The organism is Ancylobacter sp., from assembly GCF_965279025.1.
Classification (GTDB): Bacteria; Pseudomonadota; Alphaproteobacteria; order Rhizobiales; family Xanthobacteraceae; genus Ancylobacter.
Map to the genome: position 1 here is coordinate 3,362,191 of NZ_OZ257132.1, position 14,305 is coordinate 3,376,495.

17 protein-coding genes are annotated in these 14,305 nt (G+C 66.9%); 8 read left to right on the forward strand and 9 right to left on the reverse strand.

From position 1 onward, the window contains the following. Positions 1–63: 63 nt before the first annotated feature. The 3 genes from ACQY76_RS15540 to ACQY76_RS15550 all read right to left on the reverse strand — a co-directional run bounded on the left by ACQY76_RS15540 (position 64) and on the right by ACQY76_RS15550 (position 1,861). Positions 64–648: a DinB family protein gene (locus tag ACQY76_RS15540; RefSeq protein WP_428029633.1), complete on the reverse strand. Its 585-nt coding sequence runs from the start codon at positions 646–648 to the stop codon at positions 64–66. Positions 649–1,180: 532 nt separating this feature from the next. Next, positions 1,181–1,399, reverse strand: coding sequence for a hypothetical protein (locus ACQY76_RS15545; protein WP_428029634.1), 219 nt, complete (start codon positions 1,397–1,399; stop codon positions 1,181–1,183). Between the two features lie 255 nt (positions 1,400–1,654). Next, positions 1,655–1,861 carry a hypothetical protein gene (locus tag ACQY76_RS15550; protein WP_428029635.1) on the reverse strand — a complete coding sequence of 69 codons (207 nt, stop codon included), beginning with the start codon at positions 1,859–1,861 and terminating at the stop codon, positions 1,655–1,657. A gap of 225 nt (positions 1,862–2,086) precedes the next feature. Here ACQY76_RS15550 and ndk point away from each other — a divergent pair, with 225 nt between their 5' ends. The 4 genes from ndk to ACQY76_RS15570 all read left to right on the forward strand — a co-directional run bounded on the left by ndk (position 2,087) and on the right by ACQY76_RS15570 (position 6,636). Beyond that, positions 2,087–2,509 (forward strand): nucleoside-diphosphate kinase, encoded by a 423-nt coding sequence (ndk, locus tag ACQY76_RS15555; RefSeq protein WP_428029636.1) that lies wholly within the window; start codon positions 2,087–2,089, stop codon positions 2,507–2,509. 363 nt (positions 2,510–2,872) lie between these two features. After that, positions 2,873–3,577, forward strand: a complete 705-nt coding sequence (locus ACQY76_RS15560) for a TerC family protein (protein WP_428029637.1) — start codon at positions 2,873–2,875, stop codon at positions 3,575–3,577. A 159-nt stretch (positions 3,578–3,736) separates the two neighbouring features. After that, positions 3,737–4,480 carry a TerC family protein gene (locus ACQY76_RS15565; protein WP_428033028.1) on the forward strand — a complete coding sequence of 248 codons (744 nt, stop codon included), beginning with the start codon at positions 3,737–3,739 and terminating at the stop codon, positions 4,478–4,480. Positions 4,481–4,551: 71 nt separating this feature from the next. Next, entirely contained in the window at positions 4,552–6,636 is a 2,085-nt protein-coding gene (locus tag ACQY76_RS15570) for a molybdopterin-containing oxidoreductase family protein (RefSeq protein WP_428029638.1), read from the forward strand. A gap of 24 nt (positions 6,637–6,660) precedes the next feature. Here ACQY76_RS15570 and ACQY76_RS15575 read toward each other — a convergent pair whose 3' ends face one another. Beyond that, positions 6,661–6,933: a hypothetical protein gene (locus tag ACQY76_RS15575; RefSeq protein ID WP_428029639.1), complete on the reverse strand. Its 273-nt coding sequence runs from the start codon at positions 6,931–6,933 to the stop codon at positions 6,661–6,663. Positions 6,934–7,000: 67 nt separating this feature from the next. On the opposite strand from ACQY76_RS15575, the gene ACQY76_RS15580 reads away from it, so the two are divergent. Beyond that, on the forward strand, positions 7,001–7,333 hold the full coding sequence (locus ACQY76_RS15580) for a hypothetical protein (RefSeq protein ID WP_428029640.1): 333 nt from the start codon (positions 7,001–7,003) through the stop codon (positions 7,331–7,333). Positions 7,334–7,378: 45 nt separating this feature from the next. Here ACQY76_RS15580 and ACQY76_RS15585 read toward each other — a convergent pair whose 3' ends face one another. Together ACQY76_RS15585 and ACQY76_RS15590 are read right to left on the reverse strand one after the other, a co-directional pair. Continuing rightward, positions 7,379–7,780, reverse strand: coding sequence for a DUF1398 domain-containing protein (locus ACQY76_RS15585; RefSeq protein ID WP_428029641.1), 402 nt, complete (start codon positions 7,778–7,780; stop codon positions 7,379–7,381). 22 nt (positions 7,781–7,802) lie between these two features. Then, positions 7,803–8,264, reverse strand: coding sequence for a MarR family winged helix-turn-helix transcriptional regulator (locus tag ACQY76_RS15590; RefSeq protein ID WP_428029642.1), 462 nt, complete (start codon positions 8,262–8,264; stop codon positions 7,803–7,805). A gap of 158 nt (positions 8,265–8,422) precedes the next feature. Here ACQY76_RS15590 and ACQY76_RS15595 point away from each other — a divergent pair, with 158 nt between their 5' ends. Then, positions 8,423–9,247 carry a transglutaminase-like domain-containing protein gene (locus tag ACQY76_RS15595; protein WP_428029643.1) on the forward strand — a complete coding sequence of 275 codons (825 nt, stop codon included), beginning with the start codon at positions 8,423–8,425 and terminating at the stop codon, positions 9,245–9,247. A gap of 2 nt (positions 9,248–9,249) precedes the next feature. On the opposite strand, the gene purN is transcribed toward ACQY76_RS15595, so the two are convergent. The 3 genes from purN to ACQY76_RS15610 form a co-directional block, all read right to left on the reverse strand. Then, entirely contained in the window at positions 9,250–9,903 is a 654-nt protein-coding gene (purN, locus tag ACQY76_RS15600) for a phosphoribosylglycinamide formyltransferase (RefSeq protein ID WP_428029644.1), read from the reverse strand. Between the two features lie 13 nt (positions 9,904–9,916). Further along, positions 9,917–10,996: a phosphoribosylformylglycinamidine cyclo-ligase gene (gene purM, locus ACQY76_RS15605; protein WP_428029645.1), complete on the reverse strand. Its 1,080-nt coding sequence runs from the start codon at positions 10,994–10,996 to the stop codon at positions 9,917–9,919. Positions 10,997–11,067: 71 nt separating this feature from the next. Next, positions 11,068–12,216 carry a benzoate/H(+) symporter BenE family transporter gene (locus tag ACQY76_RS15610; protein WP_428033029.1) on the reverse strand — a complete coding sequence of 383 codons (1,149 nt, stop codon included), beginning with the start codon at positions 12,214–12,216 and terminating at the stop codon, positions 11,068–11,070. A gap of 206 nt (positions 12,217–12,422) precedes the next feature. On the opposite strand from ACQY76_RS15610, the gene ACQY76_RS15615 reads away from it, so the two are divergent. Then, positions 12,423–13,550, forward strand: coding sequence for an AI-2E family transporter (locus ACQY76_RS15615; protein WP_428029646.1), 1,128 nt, complete (start codon positions 12,423–12,425; stop codon positions 13,548–13,550). A gap of 2 nt (positions 13,551–13,552) precedes the next feature. Continuing rightward, complete coding sequence (locus ACQY76_RS15620) at positions 13,553–14,290, forward strand: chromosomal replication initiator DnaA (RefSeq protein WP_428029647.1); 738 nt, start codon at positions 13,553–13,555, stop codon at positions 14,288–14,290. The last annotated feature ends 15 nt before the right edge of the window (positions 14,291–14,305 follow it).

Genomic DNA, 14,305 nt, shown 5'->3' on the forward strand with positions numbered 1-14,305 from the left:
CCGTGCCAAGGCCCGGCGGGCAAGAGCGTCAGAGGGATAGAGGGGAGGCCAGAGGCCGCGATCTCATCCGGTCCGCGCCGCGCCGCTCTCGCGTTGGAAGGCGATCAGGTCCAGCGGAGGTGCGGCCTCATTGCCGAGATGGCTGCTGATGAGGCAGTGCACCTGGCCGCGATGATGGGTCTGGTGGTTGAAGACATGGTCGAGCACCGAGGCGAGTGGCTGGCTGAAGCGACTCCCTGAGACATTGGCGTAGGACAGCTCGGCCTCCAGCGCCGTCGCGTCGAGCTGGTTCATGTGGTCGATGATGCGGGTGTCTTCGGCGGCGCGGGCGTGCGCGAGTTCCGCCAGTGTCTCGAACAAGATGGTGTCGAGGCCGGCGGGGGCGTCGCCGGTGCCAGTGATCCGCCGCATCCACAGCCGGTCGCCGACGAGGATATGGTTGAGCGTGCCGTGCACCGAGCCGAAAAAGGCGCCGCGATCGGCGCGATATTGCCCCTCGCTCAGCCGGGCGGCGGCGGCGTAGAGGCGCTGATTGGCCCATTCATTGTAGGCCGCGAAATCGCGGTAGCGCCGGGTGGCGAGATTGTCCCGCGCAATGTCAGGCCGGGCGGTGGATGAGGCGGCAGGTGGGATGATGGCGGGTGTCATGGCGCGTGTTCTCCCGTGACCTCTCGGCAGCGACCGGCAGGTAAGGCCGGCACCAGGGTGCACCGCCCGGTGACCCATTTCCAATTCACAGTCGTGATGAGCGCCATCAATCGGTCGTCAGGGCCGTGCCGCGGCCCGTTCGGCGCAGGCAGGCGCCCCGGCTCCGCTGCGAGCAACGGGCCGGGGCGATGCGTCGGGCCTCCGCCGGGTCGGCGGGGACGGAGGAGGTCGTCCGCTTCCGTTGCCGGAATAGCGCGATCATGCCTGGGGCATGGGCAACCGCTGCTGAATGCGCTGTTGGCCAACATTCATTTTCTGGCGGAGGTGCCGAGCGCGGTGATGGCCGCCCGCCGCGTCCGCTCTGCCGCACGGAACAAAAAAATGCCCCGGCTCCTTGGGGGAGAAGCCGGGGCTGATGGGCTCGCGTTGGGGCTTGGGGGAGTGGGGATGCCGCGAGCCTAACCTTCAAAATGCGTGGAGGGTGAGTGCAGTGAGGTGGAGTGTAAGGCCGATGAGGCCGACAAGACCGACCTCAGTAGCAAACCGGACGGTCGACTTCGACCATGCGGCCGGCATCGCTCACCCAGCGCGACTGCATCACGCAATCACCCGCGACTTGCTCGATCGGAATCTCGACCGTCGCGGCCGGCGACTGGCGCTTGAAATATCCCGTGGCGTCCGCCGCTCCCACGAAGAGAGCGGTAAACCCCATCGCGGCTGCGACGGCACTGATGGCAATGGCCTTGTACATCTCGGCACCTCATCCACCTGCCGGCGGATGAACCACCGGATATTAAACTGCCATTAGGTCACTCACGCCTGCGAACCCGGCTGAGAGAAAACAGGACGCCCTGCTGCTGCGCCGCTTGTCGCGGCTGGCCCAGCGGAACGGAACGTTGAACGTTCTGTCATTCCTGTTTTGCCTCTTCCCGTCCGTTAACACCCCCTTAACGTGCGAACTCCGAATGAAGTTCCAAGGGGCAATCATGAAGTCGTGATCCGACGATTATTCCGCGAATACGCAACGCGACGCCTTCACCCAGCGCGGCGTGCCATCCGTGTACACGGCGCGACGCTCCAGGAAGCAGGTCTTGTAGCCCTTAGGGGTGCGCAGCGGGTCCGTCGTCGCGTCGGCCACCGGCAGGAAAGGGAGTGCCAGAAGGCCGACAAGCACAGCCGCCATAACCAACGCGGCGACAAAACATTTCTTCATCAGTTGAACCCCTGAGCCGCGGCCACGGACCGCATCCTTCGGGTAAACAGATGAGCGCTGGTCGGTTCCCCCGCAAGGCACCTATTTCGTTGATGAACGGTTAACGCCGCGCAGCTGTCGAAACGCTGTCGAAAACGCCGCGTCCGGTTCTCTTGTCCGCAGGCGGAGGCGCCGCTATAAGCCGCTGCGAACCTTTCGCCCCCTTGTATCCTCAGGAAGCACGTCATGGCGCTCGAGCGCACTTTTTCGATCATCAAGCCCGACGCCACCCGTCGCAATCTCACGGGCGCGATCAACGCCACCATCGAGAAGGCCGGCCTGCGCATCGTCGCGCAGAAGCGCATGCTGCTCACCCGCGCCCAGGCCGAAACCTTCTACGGTGTCCACAAGGAGCGCCCCTTCTTCGGCGAGCTCGTGGACTTCATGATTTCCGAGCCGATCGTCGTGCAGGTTCTCGAAGGCGAGAACGCCGTCGCCGCCTATCGCGACGTGATGGGCGCCACCAACCCGGCGAATGCCGCCGAGGGCACCATCCGCAAGGAGTTCGCTCTTTCGGTCGGCGAGAACTCGGCCCACGGCTCCGACAGCCTTGAGAACGCCCAGCTCGAGATCGCCCAATTCTTCGCCGGTAACGAAATCGTCGGCTGATCGGCTTTCCGCTCTTTGCAGAGCGTTACTATCGCACCCCGTCCGGACTACCGGGCGGGGTGTTTCCTTTTGCGGAGCAGCGTAGACTAAGCGTTCGCAGCATCGATCTTTGAGAAAATGCGGTATTCGGGCTTGGCCACCGCATAGATTATTATGTATGTTCCCTAGATGGCGCTGCGGGGGTCCGGCCATGGAGAAGTGGCCCGCAGCGGGGATGCCGTTAATGGCGCGCCAAGAGCGCCCGGGAGTGGGCCCGCCGGAGCCACCTCCTCTTGCCTCACCAAAAACAATGGCGCGCCAACGCCGACAAACAGACTTGGAGTCCTGCCCGCATCCGGGCGGGAAGGTGAGGGAATGACGACCATGAGCTATCTCGAGCCGCTATTCTGGCTGGCACTTCTCAAAATCATCTGGATCAACGTCCTGCTTTCCGGCGACAACGCCGTCGTCATCGCCATGGCGTGCCGCTCGCTGCCCGACAGCATGCGCCGCACGGGCATGATTCTCGGCGCGGGTGTCGCCGTTGCCATGCGCATCGTCTTCACGGCGATCATCGCAGTGCTGCTGGGGCTGCCCTGGCTGCGCATCGTCGGCTCGCTGGCGCTCATGTATATCGCCGTTGACCTGGTGCTGCCCGAAGAGGGCGAGGACGGCGGCGTTGCCGCCCATGACAATCTCTGGCGCGCGGTGGGCACCATCGCCATCGCCGATCTGGTGATGAGCCTCGACAATGTGGTCGCCATCGCCGCCGTGGCGGATGGCAACTGGACGCTGATCATCATCGGCCTCGTCATCTCCATCCCGATGATCATTGCCGGTGCGGCGCTGATCATGAGCCTGCTCTCGCGCTTCCCGTTCCTTGTCTGGGCCGGCGCGGCGCTGCTCGGCTGGGTCGCCGGCGAGATGTTCGTGTCGGACATCAAGGTGCTGGAATATTTCGGCGAGGCCGTTGTCCATCACTACGAATATGCGGCGGCAGTGGCCGGCGCGGCAATCGTGCTGGCGGCCGGCTGGGGCATTTCGCGCCTGAAGGGCTCGGCCCACACCGCAGGGCCGCACGGCTCCTGATCTGACCGGGATTCCCTCCCGTCGACGCCCGCGACATCCACCGTCGCGGGCGTTCGGCGTTCAAGAGGCGAAGTCTGGTGTAAATAATTATGTATTCCAGTAATCGCCGCGGCGGGTTTCCCTTCTGACATTGCGACATCGACGACCAGAGAGGACATGATGGATTTCTCGAGCCCAATCTTCTGGGTAGCGTTGCTTCAGATCATCTGGATCGACCTGCTGCTCTCCGGCGACAACGCGGTGGTCATCGCGCTCGCCTGCCGCTCGCTGCCCGAGAAGCAGCGCAAATGGGGCATCCTGCTCGGCGCCGGCGCGGCGGTGGGCCTGCGCATCATCTTTGCGCTTGTCGTCTCCTACATGCTCGGCGTGCCGTTCCTGAAGGTGGTGGGCGGCGTGCTGCTGTTCTGGATCGCCATCAAGCTGGTGCTCGACGAGGGCGGCGAGGGGCATCATGTGGAAGGCGCGGACAGCCTGTGGAAGGCGGTGCGCACCATCGCCATTGCCGACGCGGTGATGAGCCTCGACAATGTGGTGGCGATTGCCGCCGCGGCGCGCGGCCATGCCGAACTGTTCATCTTCGGCCTGCTGCTCACCATCCCGCTGATCATCTTCGGCTCGCAGCTGATTCTGAAGCTGATCTCGCGCTTCCCGATCCTCATCTGGTTCGGCGCGGCGCTGCTCGGCTGGATCGCCGGCGAGATGCTGGTCAGCGACAAGGTGGTGCTCGAGACCATGCAGGGCATGGCCCCGTGGCTGGTCGACGTGATCGCCGATCCCGAGGACCCGGTGGGGCTGAAGCCCTCCGCCATTCCGCACTATCTCGCGGCTGTGGTCGGCGCGGTCTTCGTCATCAGCTTCGGCTGGATCGTCAAGAACCGTCGCCGTGAGGCGGCCGCGCACTGAGCGCGACCGGCCTCGGTTGAGGTGTAAAAAGGTGAGGCGCTCCGCTACAAAGGTGGTGGAGCGCCTCACCCATGAATCAGCACCTCTCGCCCACCCGCACCTTTTATTCCGCCTGCCCGCATGATTGCCCCTCCACCTGCGCGCTGGAGGTCGAGGTCAGCGACGGGCGCATCGGCCGGGTGCGCGGCTCGCGCGCCAACAGCTTCACCGCCGGAATCATCTGCGCCAAGGTCGCGCGCTATGCCGAGCGGGCGAACCATCCCGACCGGCTGACCCGCCCGCTGCGCCGCATGGGGGCAAAAGGCGCCGGCGCCTTCGCGCCGATGGGCTGGGACGAGGCGCTGGACGAAATCGCCCACCGTTTTCGCGAGGCGGAGCGGCGGCACGGGCCGGAAACCGTCTGGCCCTATTACTACGCCGGCACGATGGGCCTGGTGATGCGCGACGGCATCAACCGGCTGACCCGCGCCAAGGGCTATTCGCGCTTCTTCTCCTCGATCTGCGTCAACCCCGCCTGGAGCGGTTTCATGGCCGGCACCGGCAAGCTCGCCGGACCGGACCCGCGCGAGATGGCGAAGAGCGACCTCGTGGTCATCTGGGGCACCAACCCGGTCTCCACCCAGATCAATGTGATGACCCACGCGATGCGCGCCCGCAAGGAGCGGGGGGCGAAGATCGCCGTGGTCGATGTCTACCGCTCGCCGACCATGGAGCAGGCTGATATCGCCGTGCTTATCCGCCCGGGGACGGATGGGGCGCTGGCCTGCGCGGTGATGCATGTGTTGTTCCGCGACGGCCTTGCCGATCGCGCCTATCTCGCGGAATTCGCCGACGATGCCGCCGGCCTGGAGGCGCATCTCCAGCAACGCACGCCCGAATGGGCGGCGGCCATCACCGGGCTGCCGGCGGAGGAGATCGAGGCGTTCGCGCACGCCATCGGCCGGACCGCGAAAACCTTCATCCGCGCCGGTTACGGCTTCACCCGCTCGCGCAACGGCGCGGTGGCGATGCACGCGGTGAGCTGCATCCCCACCATCACCGGCGCGTGGAAGCATGAGGGCGGCGGCGTCTTCCATTCCAACAGCGCGATCTATCGCTGGAACAAGACCATGGTGGAGGGGCTGGATATCCCCACCGCGGCGCGCGAGCTCGACCAGTCGCGCATCGGCGACATCCTCACCGGCGACCCCGAGGCGCTGCTGGGCGGCCCGCCGGTGAGCGCCATGCTGATCCAGAACACCAACCCGGTGTCCATCGCGCCCGACCAGGAAAAGGTGCGGCGCGGTTTCGCGCGGGACGATTTGTTCGTCGCCGTGCATGAGCAGTTCATGACCGAGACGGCGGCCATGGCCGACATCGTGCTGCCCGCCACCATGTTCACCGAGCATGACGACCTCTACCAGGGCGGCGGCAATCAATATGTCATCCTCGGCCCGAAGCTGGTGGAGCCCTTGGGCGAGTGCCGCACCAATCACGAGGTGATCGGCGCGCTGGCGGAGCGGCTCGGCGCGGCGCATGCCGGCTTCGCGATGAGCCCGCGCGCGCATGTCGACTGGATGCTGCAGGCGGCGGGGCGCGGCACGGTGGAGGAACTGGAGGAGGCGCGCTTCCTCGACGTGCAGCCGGATTTCGACACCGCGCATTATGCGAAGGGCTTCAACTGGCCGGACGGAAAATTCCGCCTGAAGCCGGACTGGGCGCATGCGCGCTACGCCGCGCCGGCCAAGTTCGGGCCCTATCACGACATGCCGGCATGGCCGGACCATTGGGCGGTGATCGAGGAGGCGAATGAGGATTACCCGTTCCGCCTCGTTACCTCGCCAGCGCGGTCCTTCCTCAATTCCAGCTTCACCGAGACGGCGGGCTCGATTGCGCGCGAGAGGCGGCCGGAGCTGATGCTCCACCCGGAGGATGCGGCTTCGCTGGGGGTGGGCGAGGGCGACCTCCTCGTCGTGGCCAGCGCGCGGGGCGAGGTGCGGCTGCATGCGCGCCTGTTCGACGGGCTGCGGCGCGGGGTGGTGGTGGCGGAATCGATCTGGCCGAACCGCGCCCATGCGGGCGGTCGCGGCATCAACAGCCTGACCGGCGCCGACCCCGTCGCCCCGGCCGGCGGCGCGGCTCTGCACGACAATAGGGTGCGGATCGGGAAGGCGTGAGCGGAGGACGAGAGACGGCTCGCCTCAATCCGGGCGGTCTGGCTCGGCCGTCGTCGCCAGGCGGGTTTCCGCCCACGAACTTATTCCGCGCTCTTCGGCGCGCTCCAGGACGGTGCGAAGTGTGTCGCCGAAATCGCTGCCGGCGGCCGCTTCTCTCGCGATTGAGAGGGGAACCGTGTGGAGCAGGTCTGCAAGCCCGAAGCTAATGGTGTTTTCGCCGTCGCGGGACGCCATTCGGATTTCAATGAAGGCATCGTATAGAAGTCGGCATATCTTATTCAGGTTGGCGTTTTCCACTGTTCGATCTCCCATCCGTGAGGCAGTCTAAGCCAGTAGAGTGTTTGGTGATTTTTTGAGAAGCGCCATGCCGAAGATCATGGATATGCTGTCGTCCGAGGATGTCGACATGGTTGGCCGTGCAGTAAAAGCCGCGACGGAAGGTGATTTTTTCCCCGAAGTAGAGTTTTCTACCATATTCGGCATTGATAGAGCGACGTTGCGGCAGGTCTATATGGGCTGGCCTGAGCCAAAGATGGACCTGCGGGACTTCAGACTTGCGGTGCTCGATACGCTGAACAACCTGACGGGTTATCCCCACAACATGGATGATGAACTCGCCTACTACGTGCCCGAGGGCATCGAAGCGCTTCTAAGGGTACAGCGGGAACTCAGAGCCCGCTGGCCGGGCGGCCATTAGCGGCCCAGGGGCTCTGCACGACAAACGGGTGCGGATCGTGAGGCTCTAAGCCGGAAACAGCTCCACATGGGTCTCGGCGGTGCGGCCGATGTAAAGGGCTCGGCGGCCGGAGAAGGAGACGATGTAGCCGGCGCAACCGGCCTGCGCGGCCTTGGCGCAGAAGCCCTTATAGCTGTAGCCGGGAACCTGAAGCTGCGCTTCGCGGATCGCCGCGCGAAGCGGCGCGGGGTCGAAGGCGGGGGCAACGGGGGTGTCGAGCGCGTGCATCGGCACTTCGAGGCTTTCGCCGTCGGGCAGGAAATAGGTCGCCGTCGCCCGGCGGAAGTCGACCGCGTAGCTCTCGAAGCCGGCCTGCATCAGCGTTCCGACGATGTGCGGGAAGGGCATGGTGTCCTCTTCGGCAGCCTTGAGGCAGGCGGCGGCGACAGCAGCGAGGTGCGGGTCCATGGGATCTCTCTCCTGGAAAAGTTCAGCCGAGGGGAACGGCGTTCAGCCGGTGCTGCGCCACCGTGCGGCGCAGAAGCGCTTCAAGCGTTGCCCGCTCCTCGCTCGTGAGGTGGGCGAAGAAGGCGTCGTCATTGGCGTCGGCCAGCGCGGCGAGTTCCGGCACCAGCGACCGCCCGGCCGGGGTGAGCGCCAGCGTCTGGGCGCGGCCGTCATCCGGGCTCGCCGCGCGTGAAACGAGGCCCTTGGCGATCAGCCGGTCCGCCAGCTTGGTGATGGCGCCGCGCGTCATGCCCATGGCGTCGGCGACCCGGCTCGGCGCCAGTGCCGGGGCGCCATACAGCGTGCGCAGCGCGACCCACTCGGCCACCGTCACGCCCTTTTCCGCCAGGCGCGCGGCGAAGGCCTGCGAGACATGGTTGGAGACGAAGCGCAGCCAGAAGCCGAGATGATCCGACAGTTCCGAGGGAGGCGGGGGTGTCCCCATGGCGGTCGTCTCCGTTAGATGGTTGACGCGGAAACTAGTTGAAATGGTTTCCGTGTCAACTAAATCCGCGCGCAGGCGGCGAAAGATGTGGTAGCGGAGGGAACCGAATGGCGGACGGGGCGTCATAGGGGCAAATCCTCCCATCGGAACCGGCTCCCATGAAATTCACCGTCGCCTCGCGGCTCGCCTATGAGGTGCGCGAAACCACCGTCTTCATCCTCAACATCGAGGCGGCGGCGCTGCGCAACCAGAAGGTTCTCTCGGAAAGGCTGGACCTGACCCCCGCCGTCGCCATCGACCGGCACGAACTCGACGGCGGCACGAGGCTGGTGCGCGTCGTGGTGGAGCCCGGCACGTTCGAGGTCGACTATGAGGCCAATGTCGAGCTTTCCATGTATGACGCCGACCCGGCCACGCTCGCGGAGACGCCGGTGGCGGAATTGCCGCTGGAGGTGGTGCCGTTTCTAAACCCCAGCCGCTACTGCCAGTCCGACCAGCTGGCGCGCTTCGCCTATCGCGAATTCGGCGCACTCCCCACCGGCCATGAGCGGGTGACGGCGATCTGCAACTGGATCTACGACAATGTCGATTATCTCAACGGCAGTTCGAACTCCGAGACCTCGGCCTATGACACCATGGTGCAGCGGGCCGGCGTCTGCCGGGATTTCGCCCATCTCGGCATCGCCTTCTGCCGCGCGCTGGCGATCCCCTCGCGCTTTGCCAGTTCCTATGCCTGGCAGCTCGATCCGCCCGATTTCCACGCCGTGTTCGAGTGCTATCTCGACGGCGCCTGGTATCTGTTCGACCCCACGCGCAAGGCTGCGCTGCAGGGGCTGGTGCGCATCGGCGTCGGCCGCGATGCGGCGGATGCGGCCTTCGCCACCATCTACGGCAATGCGGTGATGACGGCGATGCAGGTCTCCATCGCCCCGCTCGAGGACGTGGAAGAAGCGCCCACGGTGCGGGCGGTCGGCATCGCCTGAGATCAGCCGACCGGCGGCACCACCAGCGCCGGCGGGGCGAGGGTGAACTCGTCGAGGGCGACGCGGTCGCCGTCGAGCCGGGCGCGGCCATCGGCGATGAGGCGCAGCGCGGCCGGGTAGATCACATGCTCCTGCGCCAGCACGCGGGCGCCGAGCGTCTCGGGCGTGTCGCCGTCCAGCACCGGCACGGCGGCCTGCATGATGATGGGCCCGACATCCATCTCCGGCGTGACGAAATGCACCGTGCAGCCATGGATGCGCACGCCTTCCGCGAGGGCGCGCTCATGGGTGTGCAGCCCCTTGAAGCTGGGCAGCAAAGCGGGGTGGATATTGATCATCCGCCCGGCCCATTTCTGTGTGAAGCTAGGGGTGAGCAGGCGCATGAAGCCGGCGAGGCAGACGAGGTCGGCCTGTTCCTCCGCCAGCACGGCGTCGAGCGCAGCGTCGAAGGCGGCGCGGTCGGCATAGGCCTTGTGGTCGACGGTACGGGTGGGGATGTTGCAGGCCTGCGCGCGGGCGAGGCCGTGCGCATCCGGGCGGTTGGAGATCACCACGGCGATCTCGGCCGGGAAGTCCGGGGCGCTCGCCGCCTCGATCAGCGACATCATGTTGGAGCCGCGCCCGGAGATGAGGAGGGCCACGCGGGGCTTGCTCATGGCCGGATGCGCCTCAGAGCGGGGTGTCGAGGACGAGGCTGCCGTCATAGACGGTGTGCGCCGCGCCTTCGCCCGGCTCGATGACGCCGAGATGCACCACGTCCTCGCCGCCCTCGGCGAAAGCGTTGGCCACGGTCTCGGCGTCTTCCGGCGCGCAGACCACCACCATGCCGATGCCGCAGTTGAAGGCGCGGAGCATCTCTTCCGGCGCCACCTTGCCCACCTGCGCCAGCCAGCGGAACACCGGGGGGAGCTTGAGGCCATCAAGGTCGATGCGGCCGACCGTGTGCTTGGGCAGCACGCGCGGCAGGTTCTCGGTGAGCCCGCCGCCGGTGATGTGGGCGAGCGCCTTCACCTTGCCGGTGGAGCGGATGGCCGCGAGCGACGACTTCACATACAGCCGCGTGGGGGTGAGCAGCGCCTCGCCCAGCGTTTGGCCGCTGGCGAAGGGGGCGGGGGCATCCCAGGCGAGGCCGGAGACCTCGACGATGCGGCGGACCAGCGAATAGCCGTTGGAATGCACGCCGGAGGAGGCGAGGCCCAGCAGCACGTCGCCCGGACGCACATTCGGCGAGGGCAGAAGTTCGCCGCGTTCCACCGCGCCGACCGAGAAGCCGGCGAGGTCGTAGTCGCCCTCGGCATACATGCCGGGCATCTCGGCGGTTTCGCCGCCGATCAGCGCGCAGCCGGCCTCGACGCAGCCCTTGGCGATGCCGGCGACGATGGTGGCGCCCACCTCCGGCGACAGCTTGCCGGTGGCGAAATAGTCGAGGAAGAAGAGAGGCTCGGCGCCCTGCACGACGAGGTCGTTGACGCACATGGCCACGAGGTCGATGCCGATGGTCTCGTGCCGGCCGGTTTCGATGGCGATCTTCAGCTTGGTGCCGACGCCATCGGTGGTGGCGACGATGAGCGGGTCCTTGAAGCCGGCGGCCTTCGGGTCGAACACGCCGCCGAAGCCGCCGATATCGGCGTCGGCGCCGCGTCGGCGGGTCGCCTTGACCAGCGGCTTGATGAGATCGACCAGCCGGTTGCCGGCGTCGATGTCGACGCCCGCATCGCGGTAGCTCAGGCCTTTGTCGGTACCGGTCATCGCGCGCCCTCTGGGAATGCTGGCGGATTAGCCGCTTATGAGACCTGGGGCAAGGTCGCGGGCGGTTTTCCTCAGCGCCGCGCCCCCGCATGCTCGATGCCGAGCGCGATCAGGCCGGCGGCGAGGCCCCAGAATGCCGAGCCGAGGCCGAACAGCGACATGCCCGAGGCGGTGACCGCCAGTGTCAGCACGGCGGGGAAGCGCTTGCCCACATGGCCCATGGCGGCGCCGAGCGCGTTCACCAGCGGCCCGAGCAGGGCGAGGCCGGCGAAGGTCGCCACCAGCGCCGGGGGCAGGGCGGCGATCAGCGCCACCGCGCCCGCGCCGAAGCCCGCGAGAACCACATAGCTCAGCGCGTAGAACGACGTCGCCATCCACCGCTTGTCCGGGTCGGGATGGGCGTCCGGCCCGGTGCAGATGGAGGCGGTGATGGCGGCGAGGTTGCTGGTGAGCGAGCCGAGCGGCGCCGTGATCAGCGAGGCGATGGCGGTCGAGGCCAGTATGGAAGGCGCCGGCGGCTTGTAGCCGGCCGCCTGCAGCACGGCGAGGCCCGGCAGGTTCTGCGAGGCCATGGTGACGATATAGAGCGGGATGCCCACGCCGATCATCGCCTGCAGGTCGAAATGCGGGATGATGAGTTCCAGCGTCGGCAGCGGCACGCCGTCCGGCAGAGGACCCACCCGGCCGAGGAAGAAGGCGAGCGCGATGCCGATCGCCAGCACGGCCAGCACCGCGCCGAAGGGGCTGATGCGGCGGGCGACGAGGAAGATCAGCACCAGCGGCAGCACGAGCAGCGGATCGACCTGCCCGGCGGTGAACACCGCGCTGCAAAAGCGGAACAGCACCCCCGCCAGCATGGCGGCGGCGATCGATACCGGCAGACGCTGCACCAGCGTGCCGAGCGGCTTCACCGCGGCGGTAATGAGGATCAGCACGCCCGCCACCAGAAAGGCGCCCACGGCCGCCTCGATGGTCAGGCCGTGCGAGCCGGCGATCAGCGCCGCGCCCGGCGTGGTCCAGGCGGTGATGATCGGCATGCGGTGGCGCCAGCCGAGCCATGCCGAGGTCGCTGCCATGGACAGGCACAGGCCGATGACGCCGGAGGTGATCTGCCCTGGGGTGGCGCCAAGCGCCTGCGCGGCGGCGACGATGAGGGTGAGGGTGCCGCCGAAGCCGACGAGCGCGGCGACGATGCCGGAGGTAACGAGCGAGGAGCGCATGCGGTCGGCCATCTGCACATCGGGACACGAGGGTGCCGAGCGCCTTGTGCCACGCCGGAACGCTTAACGCCACGGCGGCGTTGGGGAAGATGCGCTGTGAATGGCGGGGGTAGCCGCGGCTTTGGCAGCGCTTGTGCATCGCAGGCACCGGATTTTTCTGTATTTATGGGGGCGACGGTCGTCGTCCCGGTCGAGAGGCGGTTTGCATGGCGTGGCACAAGCAGGTGATGTTCTGGCTGACCATGCTCGGCCTGTTCATTGCGGCCTCATGGCTGCTGAGCGGCGTCTTGCTGCCCTTCGTCGCCGGTCTCGCGCTGGCCTATTTCCTCAACCCGGTAACGACCCGGCTGGAGCGCTGGGGCGTCCACCGGCTGCCGGCCTCGCTGGTGACCATCACTCTGACGCTGCTGCTGGCGATCCTGCTGATGCTGCTGGTGGTGCCGATCTTCGGCTCGCAACTCGCCGCCTTCATCCAGCGCCTGCCGGAATATATCGGCAAGCTGCAGAACATGCTCACCGGCGAGGGCGAAAGCGCCGCGTGGCTGCGCGATTTCGTCGGCGACCGGATGCCGAGCGTCCAGAGCGGGCTCAACGAGCTGGTGTCGCAGGGCGCCACCTACATGCTCACCCTCATCCAGGGGCTGTGGACCGGCGGGCAGGCCCTGCTTTCCCTGTTCTCGCTGCTGGTCATCACGCCCGTGGTGGCCTTCTACATTCTCAATGACTGGGAGCGCATGGTCGAGAAGGTGGATTCGTGGCTGCCGGTCCGGCACCGCGGCACCATCCGCGATCTCGCCCGGCAGATGGACCGCGCGATTGCCGGCTTCGTGCGCGGGCAGTCGCTGGTGTGCCTCATCCTCGGCAGCTTCTATGCCGTCAGCCTCACCATGACGGGTCTGAATTTCGGCTTCGTCATCGGCTTCGTGTCGGGGATCATCACCTTCATCCCCTATGTCGGCTCGCTGACCGGCCTCGTCCTCGCCGGCGGCGTCGCCATCGTGCAGTTCTTCCCCGACTATTCGATGATCGCCATCGTCATCGGCATCTTCGTCTTCGGGCAGTTCATCGAAGGCTACATCCTCTCACCCAAGCTGGTGGGCGACAGCGTCGGCCTGCATCCGGTGTGGCTGATGTTCGCTTTGCTGGCCTTCGGCTACATGCTGGGCTTCCTCGGCCTGCTGCTCGCCGTGCCGCTGGCCGCAGCGGTGGGGGTGGTGGTGAGGTTCGCCATCAACCAATATCTCGAAAGTCCGCTCTATACCGGCGAGGACGAGACCGAATTGAACAGCGCCCCCGCGCCGGTGCCCTTCCTGCCGGAAAGCCGGGTTCGCTGAGCATGGCGACCCGGCAGCTCGCCCTCGACCTTCCCCATGCCGACAGCCGGTCGCGGGACGATTTCCTGCCCGGCCTCGCCAATGAGGCGGCGCTGGCGCTGGTCGAATCGTGGCCGAACTGGCCGGCACGGGCGGTGGCGCTGGTGGGGCCTGCGGGCTCGGGCAAATCGCATCTCGCCGCCATTTTCGCCGAAAGGTCCGGCGCCCGCGTGCTGCCGGCGGCGGCGCTGGATAGCGCGTCCGTGCCTGCCCTGCTGGCGGATGGCGCGCTGGTGATCGAGGACCTCGGGAACGGCCCGATCCCGGAGGCGGGGCTCTTCCACCTGCTGAACCTCGCCGGCGAACAGAAGGCGGGCGTGCTGATCACGTCGACACGGCTGCCCTCCGCCCTTTCCGAAACGGTGGCGACCCGCGACCTTGCCTCGCGGCTACGGGCGCTGCCGGTGGTCACGCTCGGCCCGCCTGACGAGGAATTGCTGGCGTCGGTGGCGCTGAAGCTGTTCGCCGACCGGCAGATCCTTCCCGATGAGAACCTGCTGCACTACCTTCTGCCGCGCGTCGAGCGCTCCATCGCCGGGCTGCGCGACGTGGTCGGCGAGCTCGACCGCGAAGCGCTGGCGCGCAAGCGGCCGCTGACCCGGGCGCTCGCCGCCGAATTGCTGCGCGGACGGGCCGAGCCGCCGGACGAGCCGGCCTCCTCGCCGGACGAGGTTACCCTTAACGACGTGACGATAGGTTAGTCCCAACATGTCATC